The 21,069-nt window shown below is 70.1% G+C and carries 22 protein-coding genes; 6 read left to right on the forward strand and 16 right to left on the reverse strand.

What is annotated here, in order from left to right; genetic code table 11:
* From VKH46_06550 to VKH46_06585, 8 genes are all read right to left on the reverse strand, one after another.
* The coding region (locus tag VKH46_06550; GenBank protein ID HKB70488.1) for a 2-isopropylmalate synthase at positions 1 to 698 on the reverse strand (698 nt) is incomplete at its 3' end.
* 301 nt (positions 699 to 999) lie between these two features.
* Complete coding sequence (locus tag VKH46_06555) at positions 1,000 to 1,776, reverse strand: enoyl-CoA hydratase-related protein (protein ID HKB70489.1); 777 nt, start codon at positions 1,774 to 1,776, stop codon at positions 1,000 to 1,002.
* Positions 1,777 to 1,788: 12 nt separating this feature from the next.
* Positions 1,789 to 1,998 (reverse strand): hypothetical protein, encoded by a 210-nt coding sequence (locus VKH46_06560; GenBank protein ID HKB70490.1) that lies wholly within the window; start codon positions 1,996 to 1,998, stop codon positions 1,789 to 1,791.
* Positions 1,985 to 2,866 (reverse strand): 3-hydroxybutyryl-CoA dehydrogenase, encoded by an 882-nt coding sequence (locus VKH46_06565; GenBank protein ID HKB70491.1) that lies wholly within the window; start codon positions 2,864 to 2,866, stop codon positions 1,985 to 1,987. Before VKH46_06565 ends, VKH46_06560 begins: the two co-directional genes overlap by 14 nt.
* The gene (locus VKH46_06570) at positions 2,863 to 3,186 is read right to left on the reverse strand and encodes a hypothetical protein (protein HKB70492.1); all 324 of its coding nucleotides are present in this window, start codon (positions 3,184 to 3,186) and stop codon (positions 2,863 to 2,865) included. The genes VKH46_06565 and VKH46_06570 overlap by 4 nt, the downstream gene beginning before the upstream one ends.
* A 229-nt stretch (positions 3,187 to 3,415) precedes the next feature.
* On the reverse strand, positions 3,416 to 4,600 hold the full coding sequence (locus tag VKH46_06575; GenBank protein ID HKB70493.1) for an acetyl-CoA C-acetyltransferase: 1,185 nt from the start codon (positions 4,598 to 4,600) through the stop codon (positions 3,416 to 3,418).
* Positions 4,601 to 4,644: 44 nt separating this feature from the next.
* Entirely contained in the window at positions 4,645 to 5,664 is a 1,020-nt protein-coding gene (locus VKH46_06580; GenBank protein ID HKB70494.1) for a serine hydrolase domain-containing protein, read from the reverse strand.
* The gene (locus VKH46_06585) at positions 5,661 to 6,254 is read right to left on the reverse strand and encodes a hypothetical protein (GenBank protein ID HKB70495.1); all 594 of its coding nucleotides are present in this window, start codon (positions 6,252 to 6,254) and stop codon (positions 5,661 to 5,663) included. The genes VKH46_06580 and VKH46_06585 overlap by 4 nt, the downstream gene beginning before the upstream one ends.
* 63 nt (positions 6,255 to 6,317) lie before the next feature.
* On the opposite strand from VKH46_06585, the gene VKH46_06590 reads away from it, so the two are divergent.
* The 3 genes from VKH46_06590 to VKH46_06600 are packed head-to-tail and all read left to right on the forward strand — an operon-like array spanning position 6,318 to position 10,458.
* Positions 6,318 to 8,144, forward strand: coding sequence for a protein kinase (locus tag VKH46_06590; protein ID HKB70496.1), 1,827 nt, complete (start codon positions 6,318 to 6,320; stop codon positions 8,142 to 8,144).
* Positions 8,141 to 9,772, forward strand: a complete 1,632-nt coding sequence (locus VKH46_06595) for a tetratricopeptide repeat protein (protein HKB70497.1) — start codon at positions 8,141 to 8,143, stop codon at positions 9,770 to 9,772. Before VKH46_06590 ends, VKH46_06595 begins: the two co-directional genes overlap by 4 nt.
* Before the next feature lie 23 nt (positions 9,773 to 9,795).
* Positions 9,796 to 10,458 (forward strand): hypothetical protein, encoded by a 663-nt coding sequence (locus tag VKH46_06600; protein ID HKB70498.1) that lies wholly within the window; start codon positions 9,796 to 9,798, stop codon positions 10,456 to 10,458.
* Positions 10,459 to 10,660: 202 nt separating this feature from the next.
* Here VKH46_06600 and pgsA read toward each other — a convergent pair whose 3' ends face one another.
* Positions 10,661 to 11,209: a CDP-diacylglycerol--glycerol-3-phosphate 3-phosphatidyltransferase gene (pgsA, locus tag VKH46_06605; protein ID HKB70499.1), complete on the reverse strand. Its 549-nt coding sequence runs from the start codon at positions 11,207 to 11,209 to the stop codon at positions 10,661 to 10,663.
* A 121-nt stretch (positions 11,210 to 11,330) separates the two neighbouring features.
* Here pgsA and VKH46_06610 point away from each other — a divergent pair, with 121 nt between their 5' ends.
* From VKH46_06610 to VKH46_06620, 3 genes are read left to right on the forward strand one after another with little or no spacing between them, the layout of a single operon-like run.
* Positions 11,331 to 12,437: a polysaccharide deacetylase family protein gene (locus VKH46_06610; GenBank protein HKB70500.1), complete on the forward strand. Its 1,107-nt coding sequence runs from the start codon at positions 11,331 to 11,333 to the stop codon at positions 12,435 to 12,437.
* Positions 12,434 to 13,846 carry a phosphoglucomutase/phosphomannomutase family protein gene (locus VKH46_06615; protein HKB70501.1) on the forward strand — a complete coding sequence of 471 codons (1,413 nt, stop codon included), beginning with the start codon at positions 12,434 to 12,436 and terminating at the stop codon, positions 13,844 to 13,846. The genes VKH46_06610 and VKH46_06615 overlap by 4 nt, the downstream gene beginning before the upstream one ends.
* Positions 13,843 to 16,206 carry a PBP1A family penicillin-binding protein gene (locus VKH46_06620; GenBank protein ID HKB70502.1) on the forward strand — a complete coding sequence of 788 codons (2,364 nt, stop codon included), beginning with the start codon at positions 13,843 to 13,845 and terminating at the stop codon, positions 16,204 to 16,206. The genes VKH46_06615 and VKH46_06620 overlap by 4 nt, the downstream gene beginning before the upstream one ends.
* A 28-nt stretch (positions 16,207 to 16,234) precedes the next feature.
* Here VKH46_06620 and VKH46_06625 read toward each other — a convergent pair whose 3' ends face one another.
* The 7 genes from VKH46_06625 to VKH46_06655 form a co-directional block, all read right to left on the reverse strand.
* Entirely contained in the window at positions 16,235 to 16,585 is a 351-nt protein-coding gene (locus VKH46_06625; GenBank protein HKB70503.1) for a hypothetical protein, read from the reverse strand.
* 1,507 nt (positions 16,586 to 18,092) lie between these two features.
* Entirely contained in the window at positions 18,093 to 18,560 is a 468-nt protein-coding gene (gene rplI / locus VKH46_06630; GenBank protein HKB70504.1) for a 50S ribosomal protein L9, read from the reverse strand.
* Positions 18,557 to 19,504 carry a DUF2232 domain-containing protein gene (locus tag VKH46_06635; protein ID HKB70505.1) on the reverse strand — a complete coding sequence of 316 codons (948 nt, stop codon included), beginning with the start codon at positions 19,502 to 19,504 and terminating at the stop codon, positions 18,557 to 18,559. Before VKH46_06635 ends, rplI begins: the two co-directional genes overlap by 4 nt.
* On the reverse strand, positions 19,504 to 19,767 hold the full coding sequence (rpsR, locus tag VKH46_06640; protein ID HKB70506.1) for a 30S ribosomal protein S18: 264 nt from the start codon (positions 19,765 to 19,767) through the stop codon (positions 19,504 to 19,506). The genes VKH46_06635 and rpsR overlap by 1 nt, the downstream gene beginning before the upstream one ends.
* A 10-nt stretch (positions 19,768 to 19,777) precedes the next feature.
* The gene (gene rpsF, locus VKH46_06645) at positions 19,778 to 20,176 is read right to left on the reverse strand and encodes a 30S ribosomal protein S6 (GenBank protein ID HKB70507.1); all 399 of its coding nucleotides are present in this window, start codon (positions 20,174 to 20,176) and stop codon (positions 19,778 to 19,780) included.
* A gap of 61 nt (positions 20,177 to 20,237) precedes the next feature.
* Positions 20,238 to 20,804: an aminoacyl-tRNA hydrolase gene (gene pth, locus VKH46_06650; GenBank protein ID HKB70508.1), complete on the reverse strand. Its 567-nt coding sequence runs from the start codon at positions 20,802 to 20,804 to the stop codon at positions 20,238 to 20,240.
* 15 nt (positions 20,805 to 20,819) lie between these two features.
* Positions 20,820 to 21,069 (reverse strand): 50S ribosomal protein L25 (locus VKH46_06655; GenBank protein ID HKB70509.1); only part of this gene is annotated, 250 nt, incomplete at its 5' end.

Consider the following 21,069-nt stretch of genomic DNA (forward strand, 5'->3'; position numbering starts at 1 on the left):
TGCCAGTCGATCTTGACGTCGCGATCGACGTCGTCGAGCCAGGTGCGGATCCAGCGCACCAGGTTGCGCGCGCCCTCGGGCGTGGCGTGGCCGCACGTGTCGCACAGGCACAGCCGCCGCGCGCCCGCGTCGACGGCGACGCGGAACAACAGCTGGAGCGTGTCGGGGTGGGCGCGCGTCGTGTCCTCGGTCACGTACATCACCGGAAGCCCTTCGCGAACGCAGAGCGAGACGGCGTCCTCGGTGAGCCGGAGGATCTTCTCCATGCTCCAGTCCTCGGCGTACTGCCGGATCGGCGACGAGCCGATAAACGCGTGCACCTCGATCGAGACGCCGTATCTCTGGGAGATCTCGACGATCGGCAGGATGTCGGACGCGACCGTCCGCGCCGCGCACGTCGGACGAAGGCGCATTCCGGTCTTTGCGATCTCCTCGATGATCCTCGAGACGTCGCGGACCACGTGCGGCCCGGCGCCGGGGAGCCCCACGTCGGCCACGTCGATCCCGAGCGCGTCCATGAGATGGAGGATCTCGAGCTTCTTCTCGATCGACGGAGTCCGGACGGAGGGGGACTGCAGTCCGTCGCGCAACGACTCGTCGTCGAGCTCGACCGGCGTGAACTTCGGCCGCGCGGCGTGCGCGGCGCGGTTCCAGTCGTAAACGAGCTCGGATTCGGTCGGCCGGGGCGACGAAGCCATCGGAGGAATTCTACCGCGTTCGGCGTCCGCCCGGCGGGCGCTTCACGCGGCGTTCGCCTCCGCGGGATCGAGCGATTCGCGCCGTTCAGGAGATGAGCCGATGGCCGGGGTAATGGCTACGCTCTTTGTGGTGCCCGCGGATACCCGAGCCTTGTTCAGTTACCGCGGACTTCAAGGCGCGTCGAGGCGCGAGCCCGGCGGGATGCGGGTCGCCCGCGACGTCCCGAGGCATACCGGGGCGTATGTCGCAGGGCGGCGCGGGCGGCACGCGCCCGCCCGGCTCGATGCATCGGCGCGCTCGTCAGCGCCCCGCGAAATTCGCGGGGCGCTTTTCCAGAAAGGCCGCCATTCCCTCACGCATGTCCTGCGTCGAGGCGCAGACGCCGAAGAGCGTGGCTTCGAGCTCGAGACCGTCCTCGAGCGGCAAGTCGAGGCCGTGGTGGATCGCGTCCATCGTGAACGCGAGGGCGAGCGGGGCGTTGGCGAGCATCTTCGCCGCGAGCTCGCGGGCGGCCGCGAGCGCCTCCCCGGCGGGCACGACGCGGTTGACGAGGCCGATCCGGTGGGCCTCGGCGGCGGTGATCGGCTCCCCCGTGAGGCAGATCTCCATCGCCCGCCCCTCTCCGACGATGCGCGCCAGGCGCTGGGACCCGCCGTATCCCGGCAGGATCCCGAGCTTGACCTCGGGCTGGCCGAGCCGGGCGTTCTCCGAAGCGATCCGCAGCGTGCACGCGAGCGCGAGCTCGCATCCCCCGCCGAGCGCGAAGCCGTTGATCGCCGCGATCACGGGTTTTCCGAGGCTTTCGAGGCGGCTGAACACGGCCTGGCCGCGCCGCGCGTGCTCGCGCCCCGTCACCGGGGTCATCGTCGCGAGCTCCGCGATGTCCGCGCCCGCGACGAACGCCTTCGGCCCGGCGCCCGTGACGATCATGACGCCGACCTCCGCGTCGCTCCTGGCGCGCTGGATCGCGTCGTCGAGGCCGGCGAGCACCTCGGCGTTCAGCGCGTTCATCTTCTCGGGGCGGTTGACGGTCGCGACGAGGACGCGATCCGCGACTTCGATCTCGACGAGGGACATCGGAACCTCCTTCTAGGCCGGCCCATCGTCCGCGCCGGGGCCGTCGATGGAGGGCACCGGCACGTCGAGGACGCGGAGGTAGACGGACATCTGTCCGCGGTGGCGGATCGCGTCGGAGAGGAAGAAGAGGCGGAGCAGGCCGATCCGGGGCAGCGTGTGGGCGGGTTTGCCCTGCACCGGGAAGCTCCGCTCCCCCGTCGCCGCCGCGTCAGCGAGCGCCATTGCCTTCCTTCCGGTTCCCCTTCTCGTCGTAGCGGTAGAAACCGCGGCCGGTCTTGCGCCCGTACATTCCGGCGAGGACCATCTTCTTCATGAGGGGCGGCGGCGCGAACCGCTTCTCCCGGTACTCGTGGAACATGATCTCGCTGATGTAGTACGCCGTGTCGATCCCGACGAAATCGAGCAGCGTGAACGGGCCCATCGGATAGGCGCATCCGAGCTGCATCCCCTTGTCGATGTCCTCGACCGAGCCGACCCCCTCCTCGAGGGCGCGGATCGCGTCGAGGAGATACGGGACGAGCAGGCGGTTGACGATGAAGCCGGAGTTGTCCCGCGCCGCGATCGGCTCCTTGCCGAGGGATTGCGCGAAGGCGAAGACCGCCTTCTGGGTCTCGGGCGACGTCAGGATCGTCTGGACGACTTCGACGAGCTTCATCACCGGAACCGGGTTGAAGAAATGGAGCCCGGCGAACCGGTCGGGCCGCTTCGTCGCCATCGACATCTCGATGATCGTCAGCGACGAGGTGTTCGAGCAGAAGATCGTCTCCGGCTTGCAGAGCCGGTCGAGCGCCGCGAACGTCTCTTTCTTCAGGTCCAGGTTCTCGACGATCGCCTCGAGGACGACGTCGCAGTCCTTCATGTCTTCGAGCGACGTCGTCCCGGTCAGCCTCTTTCCGATTGCGTCGCGGTCCGCCGCCGACAGCTTCCCCTTCTCGACCGCCTTCGCGAGCGACCCCTCGAGCCGCGCCATTCCCTTCTTCAGGAGACCGTCCTCGACTTCGCGGACCACCGTCTCGTATCCCGCCTTCGCGCAGACCTCCGCGATCCCCGACCCCATCAGGCCGCACCCGAGAACGCCGACTCTCTTCATTCTTTCTCGCTCCTGCCTTCGATGTCTTCTTCCGGAACCGGCGCATCATACCCGAACGATTCCCCGCAGAAGTCGTGGAGCGAAACGTCGGAGGAGAACGCCGGACCCGGAAAAGCGTAGATCGGCGACGACGGCGAGCGCGTCACCCATCCCTTCCCGATCCACAGGTCGAGGAGCTCCGAGAAGAGCGCCGCGTCGCCGAGCGCCGCGCCCACGGCGGACAGGTCCCCCAGCCCCTTCGACGCGAGCTGCCGCCGGAAATCGTCGATCGCGGCCGTGCGGACGGGAAAGTCGAGAAGGCGGGAGGAGAGATCGCTCATCACTCCGGATTATGCACGACGAGGACGGCTCGCTACTGATGACCGCGGCCGCGCCGCTCCATCCCGCCGGATCACCTGCGAAGGTCTTGAGGCGCGGCCAGACGTGCTGGAAGGTGGGTTCGGCGGTCTGGCGGCGGGTGAAGGCGTACCGAATGCGTACGTCGAGCCCGCCGCCGGGCCGCCGGACTCGCATAACGGCGCGTACGGTCCGCGCCTGCCCTCGAACGCGTCAGCGTTCGAGGAGCATCGCGTAGCCCTGCCCGCCCCCGATACACGCCCCCGCCAGCCCGCGCTTCAATCCCCTTCGCCGCATCTCGTAGAGAAGCGTCAGCGCCAGGCGCGCCCCCGTCGCGCCGAGCGGATGCCCGAGCGCGATCGCGCCGCCGTTGACGTTCAACCGTTCGCGGTCGATCCCGAGGTCCTTCACGACGCCGAGGATCTGCCCGGCAAACGCCTCGTTGATCTCCCAGAGGTCCACGTCGGCGATCGACAGCCCGGCTTCCGCGAGAGCCTTGCGCGCCGCGGGCGCGGGACCGATCCCCATGAGCTCCGGCTCGCATCCGACGACGGACCATCCGGCGATCCGGCCAAGCGGCGTCTTCCCCTCCGCCCGCGCCTTCTCCGCCGACGTCACCACGAGCGCCGCGGCGCCGTCGACGATCCCGGAAGCGTTCCCGGCGGTGACCATGCCGCCTTCGCCGAAGGAGGGCTTGAGCTTCTCGAGCGCCTCGATCGACGTGTCGGGGCGGAGCGAGTCGTCGGCGGAGATCGTCTGGGGGCCCTTCCGCGTCTTGACCGTGACCGGGGCGATCTCCTCGGCGAACTTCCCGGCGGCCTGCGCGGCCGCCGCGCGCCGCTGCGACTCGAGAGCGAACTCGTCCTGCTCGCGGCGGGCGATCCCGTACTTCGCCGCGACGCGGTCGGAGGTCTGCGCCATCATCAGGCCGGAGTACGAATCGAGGAGGGCCTCGAAGAGGGAGTCCTCGAGCTTGGCGCCGCCCAGTCGGAATCCTTTCCGCGCGCCGCGGATCACGTGCGGCGCCTGCGTCATGTTCTCCATGCCGCCGACGAGCACGGTCTCCGCGTCGTCGAGCAGGATCCGGTCGGCGCCCTGCGCGATCGCCTCGAACCCGGAGCCGCAGAGCCGGTTGACGGTGAGCGCGGGGACCTCTTTCGGCACGCCGGCCTTCAGCGCGACGTGCCGCGCCCCGTAGATGGCGTCGGCGGAGGTCTGCAGCGCGTTGCCGAAGATCACGTGGTCGATCGCGGCCGGCTCGACCCCGCAGCGGCGCAAGGCCTCCTTCGCCGCGACGACGGCGAGGTCGATCGCGGAGACGTCGGCGAAGACGCCGTTGTAGTCGGCCATCGGCGTCCGCGCGCCGTCGAGTATGACGATGTCCCGTTTGGGTTTCATGAAGCCTAGTCTACCGTCCAAAGACTCGCCCGCCGGCACGACACTCATCCGACCTCGATCGCGACCTCGTGGAACCGGCGCCGCACCGCGTTGAAGTCGACCGGTTTCACGTCCGGGTGCACGCGGTTCGTGAGCAGGACGTAGATCCGACCGTCTTCGCGATCGACCCAGACGGACGTCCCGGTGAAACCGGTGTGCCCGATGGACGAATCGGGAAACGCGTCGATCGCCGAGCGGGCGCCGCGTTTCCTCTGCCAGAAGAGGCCGCGCGACTCGGAAAACTCGGACGTCCAGTCGTCACCGAACTCTCCGGCCGAAGACAGCCAGGGGCGGGCGAGCCTCCACACGTCCTCCGCGGTTCCGAAGAGGCCCGCGTGCGCGGCGACGCCGCCGCGGCCCCAGGCGTTGCCGTCGTGCACCTCGCCACGGATGACGTCCGTGCGGAAACCGCCGAACCGGACGCCGAGCTTCTCGCACATCGCCGCCTCGAAACGGTTCCCGCGTTCCGTCGGCGCCGCCTTCGCCGGGTCGGGTACGGGCCCGAACACGGCGCCGCTTCCCGCGGGCCCGGCGACCTCGCGCGCGAACGCGCGATCGAGCGGCTCCGTCAGAACGCCCTCGAGGATCTCGCCGAACACGAGCGTTCCGAGGTCGCTGTAGACCACCGAGGCGCCTGGCCGCGCTTCCGGCTCGAGCGCCGCGAGCGCGCGCCGGTATGCGTCGGCGCCCATTCCGGAAGCGTAGAGCGGCCCCCAGGCGGGGAGCCCGGAGACGTGCCCCGCGAGATGCCAGACCCGGATACCCTCGAACCGGGTGCGCTTGAAGTCGGGGAGGTAGTCCCCGATGCGCCGGTCCCACGCGAGACCCGCCGCCTGCGCGATCCGCGCGAGCGGCGCCGTCGCGAGGACTTTCGTCAGGGACGCGAGGTCCCAGAGCGTGTCCCCGGCGGCGGCCCGGAACGCCGTCGAAACGATCCGATCCGCGGTGCCGACGAGGGCCGCGCCGGAGGGAAAGCTCTCCTCCTCGACCTCCTGATCCAGAAAGGCGCCGAGCGAATCGCTCACGGCCGGCCGACCGCGCCGGCGGCGGCCGCGAGCTGCCGCCGGTAGCGGCCGACGAGCGCGTCGTTGGCCGCCGCGTCGGCGGGCGCCGCCTTCCGCAGGTCGCGCTCCCGCTCGGAGGCGCGGCGCTCGAGGTCCCCGATCTGCCGCGCGAGCGACTCGCGGGTCTCCGGATCGGTCGAGGCCGCGAGGACGCCCTGGAGCGACCGCGCCGTCTTGCGGTCGATTTCGATCTCTCTCCGCGCGGCGGCGCTCTCGTCGAGGCGCATCTGGGCCTCGAGGACCTTTTGCCGCACCCAGAGGTACTCGTCCGCTCCGCGGTGGCCGTCGAAGGAGTCCACGTCCTCGCCGATTTCTCGATCGGGCGCAGCGGCCGACTTCGCGCGCGACCGCAGCGCCGCGACGTACGCCTGCACCTGCCGCTCGGTCAGCCGGCCGTCGGCCGGCGGCCGATACGGGCGCTCGAGCGGCGGCGGCGGCGACGTGCGCTGCACGGACGGCGGCGCCGCGCGTCCGCACGCGACCGCGACGACGATCGGGAGGAGGTACCGGCGGCGCATCTCGCCAAGGTAGCGGAGGGGCGGGGTTTCCACAAGTCGGCTTTACCCGGCTCTCCGCTTCCGATAAACTCCGCTTTCAGCGACGGCAAGGACCTCATGATCGAAAAACTGGGCAAGTACGAGATCGTCGAGAAGATCGGCGTCGGCGGCTTCGGAACCGTCTATCGGGGCCGTGACCCGTTCATCAAGCGGACGGTGGCGGTGAAGACGTGCCAGTCCGAGGACGAAGAGATCAAGAAGCGCTTCTTCCGCGAAGCGGAGCTCTCGGGAAACCTCCACCACCGCAACATCACCACGATCTACGACTTCGGCGTCCAGGACGGCATCCCCTACATCGTCCAGGAGTACCTGACCGGGGAAGATCTCGACAAGATGATCAAGCGGGGCGACGTCATCCCGCTCGCCCGGAAGCTCGAGATCCTGATGGACGTCTGCGAGGGACTCTCCTACGCGCACGCGGCGGGGATCATCCATCGCGACATCAAGCCGTCGAACATCCGGATCCTGAAGGACGGCGCCGTGAAGATCATGGACTTCGGCATCGCCAAGTCCTTCCAGTCGGAATCGACGCTCACCCAGACGGGCATCACGCTCGGCACGGCGGCCTACCTTGCCCCGGAGCAGATTCGCGGCGAGGCCGTCGACCCCCGGACCGACATCTTCTCGCTCGGCGTCCTCGCGTACGAGCTCCTGACCGGGCAGAAGCCGTTTCGGGGGGAGCACATCTCGACGGTGCTTTTCAAGATCCTGAACGAAAAGCCGGACCCCGTCAGCCGGCAAGACCCCTCGATCCCGCCGTCGGTCGATCGCGCCATCGAGAAGGCGATCGAGAAGTCGCCGCCCAATCGCTACGAGTCGGTCACGGAGTTCCGCCGGGACCTCGCCGCCATCGTCAAGCAGATCCCGGGAACCGACGTGACCGGAGCGACCGCGATCCGCGCGGCGATGCCGGAATCGGCGACGCTGCGGACTTTCGCGCCCACCGAATCGGCGGGGGCGGGGATCACGCCGCCGTCGGGCGCGCTCGCCCGCTCTCCGGCGCCGTCGGACGCGACGCCGAGCGGAATGCGCCGCAACGTCTCGCTCGAGCTGATGGATTTCCGCGATCCGAACGCGGTCGAGGAGCCCCCTCCGGCGGAGACCGCTGCGGCGGGGACCGCTCCCCTGGCGATCGCCGCGGCGCCGCGAGGGACCTCGCAGGGGCTGATCTTCGGAATCGTCCTCGCGGTTCTCGCCGCCGGCGGCGGCGCGTACTGGTATTTCGCGTCGCGGCCGTCCGCGCCCGCCGCGAACGTCCCGGCGGCGCGCACCGCGCCCGCGGCTCCCGCCCTCCCGCCGGCGCTCGCCCCGCCTTCGAAGGCGACCGCGACGCCTCCCGCGCCGCCGCCGGCCGAGAAGGCCGCCGAAAAGAAGCCGGAGAAGACGCCGGAGCCGAAGGAAGCGGCGAAAGAATCGCCCGCCCCGGCCAAACCCGCGGAGCCCGCCGCCCCGCGCAAGATCGCGGTCGCGTTCTCGACGACGCCTTCGTCGACGCTCTTCCTCGACGGGAAGGAGGTCGGGGAAACGGTGCCGCGAAAGTCCGTCAAGCTCGAGGAGGGGAAGCACACCCTCCGATTCGAGTTGGAGGACGGGACGACCTATGAGCAGGCGTTCACGGTCGGCCGCGGCGAGCCGGACAGCTTCTTCCACCAGTTCCCGGTCGGCTCGATCCTCGTCACCGCCGGACCCGAATGGAAGGGGGCGAAGGTCCTCGTCGATTCGAAGCTGCGCGGGAAGATCCCTCTTTCCGGCGTCCTGCTGGCGTCGCCCGGCACCCACGAGATCGCCGTCATCGGCGACGGCGCGCCGCCCGTCCTGAAGAACGTCAAGGTGGAGGCCAATCACCGCCAGGAAGTCCACATCGCCGCGCCGCAAAACCCGTGAAGAAGATCGTCGCCGCTCTCCTCCTCGCCGCCGCCGCCGCGTTCGCGGCGGACACCGACCGGATCGTCGCGGATGCGCGCCACGCCTTCGACGCGGGCAAGTTCAAGGAGGCGGCCGCGAAGTACCTGCAGGCCGCCGCCACGCCGGACTTGCCGGCCGATCGGGTGTCGGATCTCGCGCTGCAGGCGGCGTGGGCGTCCTACATCGGCGGCGACGTCAACGCGTCGCGCGACGCGCTGAAGAAGGCCTTCGCCGCCCGTCCCGACATGGAGGTCCTCCCCGAGTTCTACAGCGACGAGTTCGCGAGCCTCGCCGGGACCGTGAAATCCCAGATCACGCCTCCTCCGAAGGCGGACCTCGAGGAGCTCAAGCGGAGCGCCCGCGAACGGCTGGCCGGAGGGCTCGCGCAGGACGTCGTCTACGACCTGAAGCGCGTCGGCGAGACGAACGACCCCGAGATCCACCGCCTCCTCGCCGAGGCGTACGACAAGCTCGGCAAGACCGCGGAAGCCGACGCGGAGCGGCAGCGCGCGCAATCCGGAACGACCGGCATCTCCGAATCGGCGATCGGCGCTCTTCCTCCCTCGGCCCCCGCGGCCCCGGTGACCGCCGGCCCCTCCGACATCGCGCCGCTCCTGGCCTCCGCCGACGAAGCGCTCGCGAAGAAGGACTGGGCGGCCGCGGCGGCGATCGCCAAAGACGCCCAGGACAAGGACCCCCGCAGCGGCGCCGCGCATCGGGTCGCGGGCGACGCCGCGCTCGGCGCCGGCGACGTCCCTACCGCCGAGCGCGAATACATCGCGGCGGCCACCCTCGACCCGACGGACGCCCGCGCCCAGATCGGGCAGGGGCGCGTCGCGGACGCGAACCACCAGCCCAACACCGCGGCGGCGCACTACCGGCGCGCGCTCGAGCTCGACCCGAAGGCGCTCCCGGCCGCGCTCGCGCTCGGCGAGGCGCTGAACACGGCGGGGGACAAGTCCGCGGCGCGCCAGGCGTTCGGCCGCGCGACGGAGATCGCTCCCACGGACGCCGCGGCGCGCGACCGGTTCGCCGTGTTCCTGGCCGACGAGAACGAGCCCTCCGCCGCGATCGAGCAGGGAATCGAAGCCGTCAAGCTCGATTCCGGCGTCGCCGCATATCACGCCCATCTCGGCCGGGCGTACGTCGCGGCGGAGAAGCCGCGGGAGGCCGAACGCGAGCTGCGCGAGGCCGTCCGGCTCGACGAAAAGGACGAGGCGTCCTGGGTCGCGCTCGGCGGCGTGCTCTTCTCGGCGAAGAAGAACGACGAGGCCGCCGATGCCTTCGCCCGCGCGCTCGCGATCTCTCCCCGCGACGAGGTCGCGATCCTCGGCCGGGCGTCCGCGCTCGCCCAGGGCGGGAAGTGGGAGGAGGCCGAAGGGCTGCTGAAGGCCGCGGCCGCCGACAACCCCGGGTCCGCCGCGACCGTCCACGATCTGGGCGTCGTCGAGTTCCGGCTCGGCCGGTGGGATGCGGCCGTGGAGGCCTTCCAGAAGGCCGCCGCGGCGCCCCATCCCGCACCCGAGTCGAAGGCCGCGCTCGCGCGCGCGATCGCCGTGCGCGATTTCCTCGCGGCCGCGCGGCCGATTGCCCCCGCCGCGCCCTGACCGCGACCGGAGGAAAGCTTCCCGTGCCCCCCGCCGGCCCCCGCTCGCCGGAAGATCCCGGCGAAGATCGCGACGAGCGGCTCCGGCTTCCGGTCGCTCCCGACGAGGAGTTCTTCCACGGAGACCCGCCGCTCGCGGCGCTTTTCGGCGGGGAGAGGGCCGATCGGCCGCTCGAAGTCGAGTTCGGCACCGGAAAGGGCCGCTTTCTCCTGGAGTCGGCCCGCCTCCACCGGGACCGGGACTTCCTCGGTATCGAACGGAGCCTGGCCTATTACCGGATCGCGCGCGACCGCATCGCGCGCGCGGCGCTGACGAACGCGCGCGTCCTCCGCGCCGACGCCGCCGAGATCGTGGAGCGGCTTCCGCGCGGATCGGTCTCCGGATTTCACGCGTACTTCCTCGATCCCTGGCCAAAGAAGCGTCAGCGAAAGAGACGTCTGCTGGGGCCATCGTTCCTGGCGGGCGCGGCCGTCCGCGCCCGTCCCGGCGCGCTCTTCCGGATCGTCACCGACCACGCGGAGTACGCCGAGGCGATCCGCGAAGCCATCGACGTCGCAATCGCGCGAGGCGCCCCGTGGACCGTCGGCGACTGGGACTCGGTTCCCGCCCCGCCGCCGACGAGCTACGAGATCAAGTACCGGGCCGCGGGACGCACGTTTCACCGCTTCCTGCTCATCAGAACATAGTCGCGAGTCGCGCGTCCCCGAGTCGCGGGTCGGGGCTGGATCAGCCCGGATCACCGCGACGCACGGAACCAGACGCGGCGAGGCGCGAGCCCGACGGGATGCGGGTCGGCCGGCCCGCGGGCGCGGCGTACCGGTGGCCTACGTTAAGCCCGCGGGCGGCCGGCACGCGCCCGTCCGGCTCGATGCATCGCCGCGTCGGCTCTCAAGCCGGTTCTTCCGAGAGGACCCGTCTCCAGAACTTCGCGAAATAGTCGATCCCCGAGGCGACGGCGAAGAACACGACCGTGTACAGCGCGACCTGCGAGGTCGTGTAGAGGAATCCGTAGCGGAAGCTCACGATGAGCAGCGAGATCGCGACGATCTGCGTGAACATCTTGAACTTGCCGAGCGGCGACGCCGGAATCATGATCCCGCGGTCCGCCGCGATCGAGCGGAGTCCCGAGACCGCGAACTCGCGGCCGACGATGACGACCACCGTCCAGGCCGGGGCGACGCCGAGGTCGACGAGCGAGATGAACGCCGCCGACGTGAGGAGCTTGTCGGCGATCGGGTCGAGAAGGGTCCCCAGGCGCGTGACCTCCTTGCGGCGCCGCGCGAACCACCCGTCGAAGAAATCGGTGATCGCGGCGACCCAGAAGATCGCGAGCCCCAGGACCTCGCGGAAATCGAACTTCGTGAGGAGGACGACGACGAGGAACGGGACGAGGAAGATACGGAAGAGCGTCAGCCAGTTCGGGAGATTGAGCTTCAAGACCGGAAAATTCTATCGCGATTGAGCGCGACGGCCCGACGGCCCGACGGCGCCGAGGCTCGGCCGCGCACCGACGGAGGAGATGCGCCCGGCGACCGGTCGTGCGAGAATGCGGGAAAGCGTGCGAGCCCTCTGTCCCCGACACCCGCACAAGACGGCGCGCGGACGATGCGCGGAATGCCGCCACCCCTTCTGCTCGCGCTGCGAGTTCCGCACCGAGCACCGGCTGTTCTGCGGGCCCAATTGCGCGCGCGAGCGCCAGCGGCGCCGGCGCGAGCGCCCGAAAGGCCGCGTCGGGCGTCCGTGGGTCGCGGTCGCGGCGTCGCTGGCCGCGGCGTCCGCGGGAGCCTTTCTGCTGTCGCGGCGGCCCCGCCCGGCGCCGGCCCGGCATTGGATTCGCTCCGTCGCGGCGACTCCCCGGCCGCCGGGCGCTCCTGCGGAGAGAAATCCCGCTTCCGCGCCGCCGCCGCCCGTCGTCGCCGCGGCGAGCGTTCCGCCGCGCCGCGCCCGGAGCGCGTCGCCGCTCGCGCCGCCGCTCTCGACCGCCGAAAACGGCGACGCCGGCAAGAAGATCCTCGTCTCGTTCGACGGCGGCTCCTCCGATCGCGGCGCGGCCGAGATCCTCGACGCGCTGCGCCGCCGCGGCATCCGGACGACGATTTTCCTGACCGGCCAGTTCATCCGGAGGTATCCGGACCTCACCCGCCGGATCGCGGAGGACGGCCATGAGGTCGGCAACCACACCTGGGACCATCCGCATCTCACGACGTACGCCTCGAACGAACGGCAGACCACCCGGCCGGGCGTCACGGAGGAGATGCTCCGCGGAGAGCTCCAGCGAACGGCCGCCCTCTATCGCGAGACGACCGGCCGGGAGATGGCGCCCTTCTGGCGCGCCCCGTACGGCGAGGAGAACCCGGAGATTCGCGGCTGGGCGCTTCGCGCCGGATGGGAGCACGTCTCGTGGACCCACGGGAACGGGAGGAACCTCGACGCGCTCGACTGGGTGACGGACCCGGACTCGCCGCGGTACCGGCCGTCGGAGCGGCTGATCTCGCGCCTGCTCGCCTTCGCGCGGCCCGGCAACATCATCCTGATGCACCTCGGCAGCGACCGCGAAGACCCGGTCGGCGGCCATCTCCCGCGGCTCCTCGACACGCTCGCCTCCGAAGGCTACCGGTTCTCGACGGCCTCGGAGCTGATCGCGTCGGGAGACGCCGCGCGTTGACGCTCCCGGCGCTCGCATTCGGGACCGACGGATGGCGGGGCGTCATCGCCGACGACGCCACGTTCGAGACGTTTCGCCGGCTCGCGCGCGCCGCCGCGTCCGCGTACCGAGAGGGGCTTTTCGGCGCGGGCGACCGCGGAACCGCCGTTCTGGGATACGACCCCCGCTTCCTCTCGGAAGAGTTCGCGGGCGCCGTGGCCGAAGTCTTCGCCGAGGCGGGCATCGCGGTCGCTTCGACCGACCGGCCGATCCCCACGCCGGCGGTATCGTGGGAGCTCCGGCGCCGCGGGACCTCGGGCGGCCTGGCGGTGACGGCCAGCCACAATCCGGCGCGTTACAACGGGTTCAAGCTGAAGGCGGCGTTCGGCGGAAGCGCGCCTCCGGAGCTCTACGCCGAGGTCGAGCGGAGGGTCGACCGCCCCTTCCGGGCGGCGAAGACCCGAGCCTCCGTCGCGTCGGTCGACATCGAGACCGGGTACCGGCGGGCGCTGGGCGCGCTCGTCGACCTCGAGGCGATCCGCCGCGCCGGTTTCCGCGTGCTCGCCGACGCGATGCACGGGGCCGCCGGGAACGCGCTCGAGCGGATCGTCGGCGCGGGCGCCACCCGGATCGAGAGCTTCCGGGCGGAGCGGGACGTGAACTTCGGCGGCGGACATCCCGAGCCGATCGCGGCGAACCTGGCCGCCGCGGCCGAGCGCGTTCGCCGCGGGAAATTCGACATCGGGGTCGCGACCGACGGCGACGCCGACCGCCTCGGCGTGCTCGATGCGGAGGGCCGTTTCGTTTCCGCGCACCGGATCCTCGCGCTGCTCATCCTCCACGCGTTCCGGGAGCGCGGGGCTTCCGGCGGCATCGCCAAGACGTTCTCCACGTCGCTCCTGATCGACCGGATCGGCGCCTCTCTCGGAGCGCCCGTCCACGAGACGGGCATCGGGTTCAAGTACGTCGCCGACCTGATGATATCCGGGGAGGTCGCCGTCGGCGGCGAGGAGAGCGGCGGCTACGGCTTCGCGTTCCATCTTCCGGAACGAGACGGGACGCTCGCCGCGCTCCTCCTCCTCGAGAACCTCGCCCGCACCGGACGCACGCTCGGCGCCGCACTCGCCGACCTCGACCGGGAGTTCGGCCGGTTCGAGTACGGCCGCCGCGACCTGTACCGGCCGGTCGAGCGGATCCGGCGCTTCCTCGCGCACGTCGCGGCGAGCCCTCCGTGCGCGGTCGCGGGCGAGCGCGTGACCGGGTGCCGCGAGAAGGACGGCGTCAAGCTGCTCTTCGGCGGCCGCGGCTGGCTCCTGATGCGCCTCTCCGGAACGGAGCCGATGATCCGGCTATACTGCGAGCATGAAGACGGGCGTCTCTGCGACGCGATTCTCACCCGGGCGCAGGAACGCCTGAGCCGCTTCTCGTGAGGTTCCTCTCCTCGCGCGGGCTGCGCGTGGTCCTCTTCGGCGTCGCCGTCGCGGCCGCGCTCGGCGCGCTCGCCGGGTACGCCGGGGCGCACCTGATCCGGATCCCGCGGGTCGAGGAGCTCGCCACGTACCGGCCCGACATCATCACGGAGATCCGGGCCGCGGACGGGACGACGATCGCGCGGTACGCGGTCGAGAGGCGGATCCTCGTCTCCCCGTCGGGAATCCCCGACGTGCTCCGGCGCGCGATCGTCGCGACGGAGGACAAGAACTTCTACCGCCACGGCGGGATCGACCTCGTCCGCATCGTGTCGGCCGCCACGAAGGATTTCGTGCTGCACCGCTACGCCGAGGGAGCGTCGACCCTCACCCAGCAGCTCGCGCGGGCGGTTTTCCTCACGCCCCGCAAGAGCCTCTCGCGCAAGATCAACGAGGCGCTCCTCGCCGTCGACATCGAGCGGCGCTTCTCGAAGGACCAGATCCTCACGCTCTACTGCAACCAGATCTACCTCGGCCACGGGAACTACGGGGTCGAGGCCGCGTCGCGCTATTACTTCGGCGTGCCGGCCTCGAAGCTCACGGTGGCCCAGGCTGCGCTCCTCGCCGGGCTGATCCAGCGGCCCGAGGAGTACTCGCCGTTCCGGAACGCCGACAAGGCGAGAGCCCGGCGCGCCCACGTCCTCCGGCGGATGGTCGACGAGCACGCGATCACGGCGAAGGTGGCGGAGGCGGCCGCCGCCGAGCCCCTTCCGAAGTCGCCCGCGCAGGCGGAATCGGTCGTCGCGCCGTATTTCTGCGAGGACATCCGGCAGTACCTCGAGAAGAACTACGGCGAGAAGGACCTCTACCGGCGCGGCCTGCGCGTCGACTCGACGCTCGACACGAAGCTGCAGGCCTTCTCCGAAGAGGCCCTCCGCTGGGGGCTCCGCCGCATCGAGCGCTCGCACGGCTGGCGGAAGGCGCGCAACGTCATCGCCGAGGGCTTCGCCGATCCTGAGCTCTACGAAGACCCCTCCTGGTCCAAGTCGTCGCGCAACGATTCCGCGGAGATCGCCGTCGTGCTCTCGGTCTCGCGCCGGCAGGCGGTCCTCAAGGTCGGCGGGCGGCGGGAGACCGTCGCGCCCTCCGCGTTCGCCTGGACCGGTTCGCCGTCGTTCCCGCCGAACCTGAGGCGGGGGGACCTCGTCGCGCTCTCGACCGAGAAGAACGCGAAGGGAAAGCCGGTGGTCGTCGTCGACCCTCTTCCGCGCGCCCAGGGCGCCGTGCTCATCCTCGAGAACGCGACCGGCGCCGTGCGCGCGATGGTCGGCGGGTACGACTGGGACGAGTCGAAGTTCAACCGGGCCGTGCAGGCGTACCGGCAGACCGGGTCCTCGTTCAAGCCGTTCGTGTACCTCACCGCGCTCGAGGACGGCTACACGCCGTCGGACACGCTGTTCGACGGGCCGCTCTCGATCGTGATCGACCCGCGCCAGCCGCCGTACCAGCCGCACAACTACCACAACGACTACCAGGGGATCGTCACGATCCGGCGCGCGCTCGAGCATTCGATCAACATCCCCGCCGTGAAGATGGCCCGGATGGTGGGCCTCAGGAACGTGGTCGAGACGGCGCGCCGGTTCGGGATCAAGGAACCGCTCCTGGCGTACCCCTCGATCGCGCTCGGCGCCTTCGAGACGACGCTCTGGGAGATGACGACCGCGTACGAGACGTTCGCGAACGAAGGCCTCCAGATCCCGCCCTACACGATCGCGCGCGTCTCCGACTCCGAGGGAGACGTCCTCGAGGAGAACCGCGCCGACGCCCACGAGGTCGCCTCCCCCCAGACCTGCTTCCAGCTCCTCTGGATGCTCAAGGGCGTCATGGAGCGCGGCACCGCCGCTCGCTCGCGCGAGCTCGGCCTCGACAACATCGCGGGAAAGACCGGGACCACCAACGAGTTCACCGACGCCTGGTTCCTCGGCTTCACGCCGAAATACACGATCGGCGTCTGGACCGGCAACGACGAGAAGCGGATCCCGCTCGGACCGAGGATGGAAGGCTCGCGCGCGGCCCTCCCGATCTGGATGCGGATCGTCGGAAAGATGAAGGACGCGGGCTACGTGGACCCGGCGCAGAGCTTCGAAGTCCCTCCCAACGTCTCCTTCGAGCCGATCGACTACATGACGGGGTTGAAGGCCACCCCGTCGACGCCGCATCCGATCCTCGAGGCGTTCGCCGTCGGCTCGCAGCCCACCGAGGAATGGACGCCGCGCTGGGAAGGCGTGCTGTCTCTCCCCTGGGCGCTCCAGCAGAGCTTCTACAAGGGCGGGAAGAACGAAGAATCGGCGGACGCCGCGGAAGCTCCGCCGCAGCGATAGCCCGACCGTCTCCGGCCGGGGAACGGGATCAATGCCAACCCACCTGCAACGCCTCCTTGATGATCAACCATCCCACCGCGACGGTGGCGATGACGGATATCGCGATGGCCCCGTGGTCGAACGAGGCGCAAGCCCAGCGGAGGCCGGCCACGACGAGAAGAATCGCAGTGATGCCGAGAGCGACCCGGAGCACCCGTTCCCCGCTCTTCCCCTCCGGGAACTCGAGGTCAGGGCTCCCCGGCGTCGCCAGGGGAACCGGAGGGGCGCCGGCCGCGAGATACAGATCGGCGACGACGCGATCAATCTCCTCCTGATCGACATCGACCCTGGCCCGCCGTTGGCGGGCGCAGGACGACGGCCCGACGGAGCGAGGCGCCATCGAGGGCGGGCGGGCGCCGGAACATCGCGCGGGCCGGGACGCCGTCGGTTGCGGTCCCTCGCGGCCGGGAGCCGGACGCGCGTCGCGGGGGATTGCGGCGCCCGCCCCTGCGACGCGCGCTCGCACGACGGGTCCGGCATCCGGGGCCCGGCCTCCGCGACGGCGGGTTGGAGCTGGCGAGGGCGCCCTTTCGGCCGCCGGCATCCGGGGTCGACTCAACGGACCGGCCTCCCGCTCCCTGCCGGGCATCCTTGAATTCGCGCGCGTCAGAAGAAAGCGCGATGGCGACCCAGAAGGTGTGTGTCGATGAACCGGCGTCGAAGCAATCGGGACGTCGTCCTCCAGGCCATCATCGAGGCTGTCCAACAGCCGTTCGACGGCCGTCCCGAACGCCTTCGCAAGCTTCTCGGTCAGGTCGGCGTCGATCATCCCGACCTCGGTGCTCCCGATGACGTCGAGGGTTCCCGGAAGGGATCGGGCGGGCGACTCCCGCCGAAACCCCGCTCCGCGAGGGCCGGTGAGCCAGACCCGATGGCCGGCTCTGCGGCGAGCGCGCCGCAAAGCGAACACCCGTCCGGATCTGGCCGATCCTGGAACGCCAATCCCACACCGGTCGTCACGCGGACTCTTTCCACAGGACCCGGGAAGAACATTCTCGTCTCGCCGAGAAACCTCCCCGGAGAGGCCTTTCGTGTCCGGACCCGGGCGCCTGCAGGATCGAGTAGATACCCTCGGCCGTGGAATCGAGGAGCAGGCGCATCCGGCACTCGTTTTCGGCCGTGGACGGCGGCAGCGAGTCCATGAGGGACGCAGAGGATTCAGCGCTCATTGGCCCCGGAAACTGCAGTCGCCGGGCCGCCTTTGGAAAAACAAGATCATCCGTCGATTCAACGGGTTGTCCATGATCAAGGAATCCCGGCGGTGTCTCCCTGCGGAAATCGGATCGGAAATCTGGAAGCCGGAAGAGGCGCTTGCTTCAGACGATTCGGTCGATCGCGGCGTGAATCCTCTCGCCCAGCGTGCTCAGCTCGAACGGTTGCAAGGAAGATCTCGAAGACTTTGCCTCGCCCCGGCTCGCCTTCCAGCCGAATGTTCACCGTCGCAGCCCTCGACGATCCCACTAAACGGTCGCCGTGATGTCGATGTGGCAGCCCAGAATGCGCACCGGTTTTCCCGTGATCCCGCAACACCTCGCCTTGCCCTTGAATCGGGGAATACGTGCCGTCCGGCGAAAACGGAACTCGGCCGCTGCCGACGGCGAGGACCCGCCAAGAATGCGTTTGACGTTCCCCGATGTCCGCTCGAGGTCCTCAGGATGCACACGGCCTCGCCCTCAGTAGCAGGCTGCTGAAAAACGAATCCGGGCGGCGCGTCACGAGTCTTGCCGATCGGGCGATCGACGAGACGGCCACGATGTTGCCGGAGGAATCCCGGACCGTCGAAGCGGCGAGCGATACGTCGGCGCGAGCCAACCTTCCGCAGCCGGATCGGTCGAGGTGCCCGACGATCAGGAAACCGCAGGCGCGGCGGTTGAGGTCCCCTGGACCTCGATGGTTACCGGAACCGTCACGTCGCGGTGGAGCTTGACGTGCACCTGGTGCTCGCCCAGCCTCTTGATGGGCTCTTCGAGCGCGATGCGGCGGCGATCCACTTCGATTCCCTTTTCCGCCAGGAGGTCGGCGATCTCGCCGGCGGTCACGGAGCCATAGAGGACGTCTCCCTCTCCCGCCTTCTTCACGAGCGTCAGCCGAAGGCCGTCCATCCGGGAAGCCACCTTCTCGGCGACGGTCTTTTCCTTCATCACCCGCTCGTCGTAGCGCTTCTTCTCCTCTTCCAGACGGCGCGTGTTGGCGGCGTTGGCGAGGAAAGCGAGTCCCTGCGGCAGCAGGAAGTTCCGGGCGTAGCCGTTCTTGACGTCCACGACGTCGCCGCGGCGTCCGAGCCCGCGCACTTCGTCGGTGAGGATGATCTTCATTCGTTTCTCCCGATCGCTTGTTTCTCCGCCCTCTTGCGGAGGTCGAAATACCAGTCGAAGAGACCCAGCACCGCGGTGCCCGCCCACAACGGGGGAAGCCACCAGACCATGACGTAGATCGCCGCGCGGAGCACCCCCGTCCGGAACCAGCGCCGCGCGAAGTAGGCGATGATAGAGAGTCCGGCCAGAAAATACAAGACCAGGACGGGGATCAGGACGTCGACCGCCGCTCGCCGAGGGTCCCCCCGGAAGAGGGCGGCGGCCGCCCCCGCCAGCACGAAGAGGCCGGCCAGCGCCGGCGGGAGGCGCAGGCGGGAGAATCCGCCCCCCTCGGGGCCGCGCAACGCGAACCGGCGGCCGAGATAGAACGCGGCGGCCGCCACGGCGATCCAGAGCCCGGCGATGAGACCCGGCCCGTAGCGGACGATCACCCCCCGGACGAGCTCCGCCGTCGACTGCCACGTCTTCATCGCCTCCGGATCCGCGCCCGACTGGCGCAGCGACGCGATCGAGGCGGACGTCATCGCGTCGAACCGCGTCTGGACCTCACGGTCCGATCCGGGAGCGGCGGACCAGAGCCCCGCGCCGAGGACGGCGCCCCAGATCGCGAGCCCGAGGAAGACGCGCGACGCGTCCCGCGTGCGCGCGAGCCCGCCGGCGACGCCGCACGCCCCGGCGGTCGCGAGCAGCGCGAGCGCCTGCCCCGCCGAATCGGGAAGCGAGCGCGTGATCGAAAACCCGATGGCCGCCGAGAGCGCCGCCGCGCCGGCGCCGGCGGCGAGAGCGGACTTCGCTCCCCGGCGCGCGCCCAGGCGCACGAGGGGGAGCGCGGCGCCGGGCACGAAGACGATGCCGACGACCGGAAGGAATCTCAGCCCCCAGAAGAAGAAAGCGGAGAGACCGGCGGCCGCCAGTCCCTCCGCCAGGGCCGAGTCCCGATTCATCAGTCGGTCGCGTACGGGAGGAGCGCGATCGCCCGCGCGCGCTTGATCGCCGTCTGGAGCTTCCGCTGGTGCAGCGAGCACACGCCCGAGATCCGCCGCGGCAGGATCTTGCCCCGCTCCGGGATGAATCCCTGGAGCGTCTTGACGTCCTTCCAGTCGACGTATTCGATCTTCTCGACGCAGAACTTGCACGCCTTCCGGCGCCGGACGAAGAACTTCTTGCGATTTCCGGTCTTCTTGTCTTTTTTGAAATCTCTTCGCATCGCCGTTCTCCTAAGCCTCCGCCGGCTCGGCGGGCTCGGCGGCCGGCTCGGCCGGCGCCTTCTTCGGTTTCGCCGCGGCTTTCGCCTCGCGCTTCTTCTTGAGCTTCACCGAGCGCTTGAGCTCCTCGTCGGCGCGGACGGCGAGATGGCGCAGGACGTCGTCGGACAGCCGCAGCTTGCGCTCGAGCTCGGCGACGGCCTCGGCCTTCGCCTCGACCTGCCAGTAGTAGTAGATGCCCTCCCGGCGCTTCGCGATCGGATACGCGAGGCGGCGGCGCCCCCAGATCTCTTCGGTTTTGATCTGCGCCGCGTCGTCGGTCAAGATCTTCTTGAACCCGTCGGCGAGCGCGGTGGCCTGCTCCGGAACGATCTCCGGCGACAGCACCACGACGATGTCGTAAAGCCGCATGACTCCTCCTGGATCTCAAGATCCCGTCGAGCGGGACCGAGGAGATGATCGACGCCTCCGTTCATTCGGAGAGCGCGTTGAAACGGTTCATGGCCGCCGCGATGCCTTCCGCCGCCCACGTGCGGACGGCCTCGGCGGCCCGGTCGAGCGCGGCGTCGATCGCCGTCCTCTCCGATTTCGAGAATCGGTCGAGGACGTAATCGGCGAGCTCGCGCTCGCGGGAGTAGCGCTCGCCGCGGATACCGATCCGCAGGCGGGCGAACTCCCGGGTGCCAAGGCACGCTTCGATCGACTTCAGACCCTTCTGCCCCGCCGACGAACCCCGCGGCTTGAGCCGCAGCGTCCCGAGCGGAAGGTCGATCTCGTCGGAAACGACGAGCAGCGCGTCCGGCCCCAGTTTCAGCTTTGTCAAAAGACCCGCGACCGCCTCGCCCGAGGCGTTCATGTACGTGACCGGCTTGGCGAGGACGACGGGCTCCTCGCCGATGCGCCCCCGCCCCGTCAGGGCCCGGCACTCGAGACGCTTGACGGTGATGCCCGCCTCGCGGGCGAGCCGGTCCACCACCGCGTAGCCGACGTTGTGGCGGGTGCCCTCGTACTCCGGCCCGGGATTGCCGAGGCCCGACACCAGCCGCAAGCCGGGTTACTTCTTCCCTTCCTTCTTCGGCTCTTCGGCTTCGGCGGTCTCCGTCTTCCCCTTCTTGATGACCTCGGGCTCGGCCGCCGCCGGCGCCGCTTCCGCGACCGCCGCGACCACTTCCTCTTCCTTGGCCGGGTGCGCGACGTGCGCGATCACCTTGTCCGGGTCCTCGAGGATGCGGAGCCCCTCCGGCGACGGGATCTGGCCGACGCGGAGCGATTCCCCCATTCCGACGTCCGAGACGTCGACGGGA

Source organism: Thermoanaerobaculia bacterium, from assembly GCA_035260525.1.
Classification (GTDB): Bacteria; Acidobacteriota; Thermoanaerobaculia; order UBA5066; family DATFVB01; genus DATFVB01.

Bases quoted from the DNA above. Each gene is read 5' to 3' on its own strand.
- VKH46_06555 (HKB70489.1), bottom strand. From the start codon at position 1,776: ATGTCCCTCGTCGAGATCGAAGTCGCGGATCGCGTCCTCGTCGCGACC.
- VKH46_06560 (HKB70490.1), bottom strand. From the start codon at position 1,998: ATGGCGCTCGCTGACGCGGCGGCGACGGGGGAGCGGAGCTTCCCGGTG.
- VKH46_06565 (HKB70491.1), bottom strand. From the start codon at position 2,866: ATGAAGAGAGTCGGCGTTCTCGGGTGCGGCCTGATGGGGTCGGGGATC.
- VKH46_06570 (HKB70492.1), bottom strand. From the start codon at position 3,186: ATGAGCGATCTCTCCTCCCGCCTTCTCGACTTTCCCGTCCGCACGGCC.
- VKH46_06575 (HKB70493.1), bottom strand. From the start codon at position 4,600: ATGAAACCCAAACGGGACATCGTCATACTCGACGGCGCGCGGACGCCG.
- VKH46_06590 (HKB70496.1), top strand. From the start codon at position 6,318: ATGATCGAAAAACTGGGCAAGTACGAGATCGTCGAGAAGATCGGCGTC.
- VKH46_06625 (HKB70503.1), bottom strand. From the start codon at position 16,585: ATGGCGCCTCGCTCCGTCGGGCCGTCGTCCTGCGCCCGCCAACGGCGG.
- rplI (HKB70504.1), bottom strand. From the start codon at position 18,560: ATGAAGATCATCCTCACCGACGAAGTGCGCGGGCTCGGACGCCGCGGC.
- VKH46_06635 (HKB70505.1), bottom strand. From the start codon at position 19,504: ATGAATCGGGACTCGGCCCTGGCGGAGGGACTGGCGGCCGCCGGTCTC.
- rpsR (HKB70506.1), bottom strand. From the start codon at position 19,767: ATGCGAAGAGATTTCAAAAAAGACAAGAAGACCGGAAATCGCAAGAAG.
- rpsF (HKB70507.1), bottom strand. From the start codon at position 20,176: ATGCGGCTTTACGACATCGTCGTGGTGCTGTCGCCGGAGATCGTTCCG.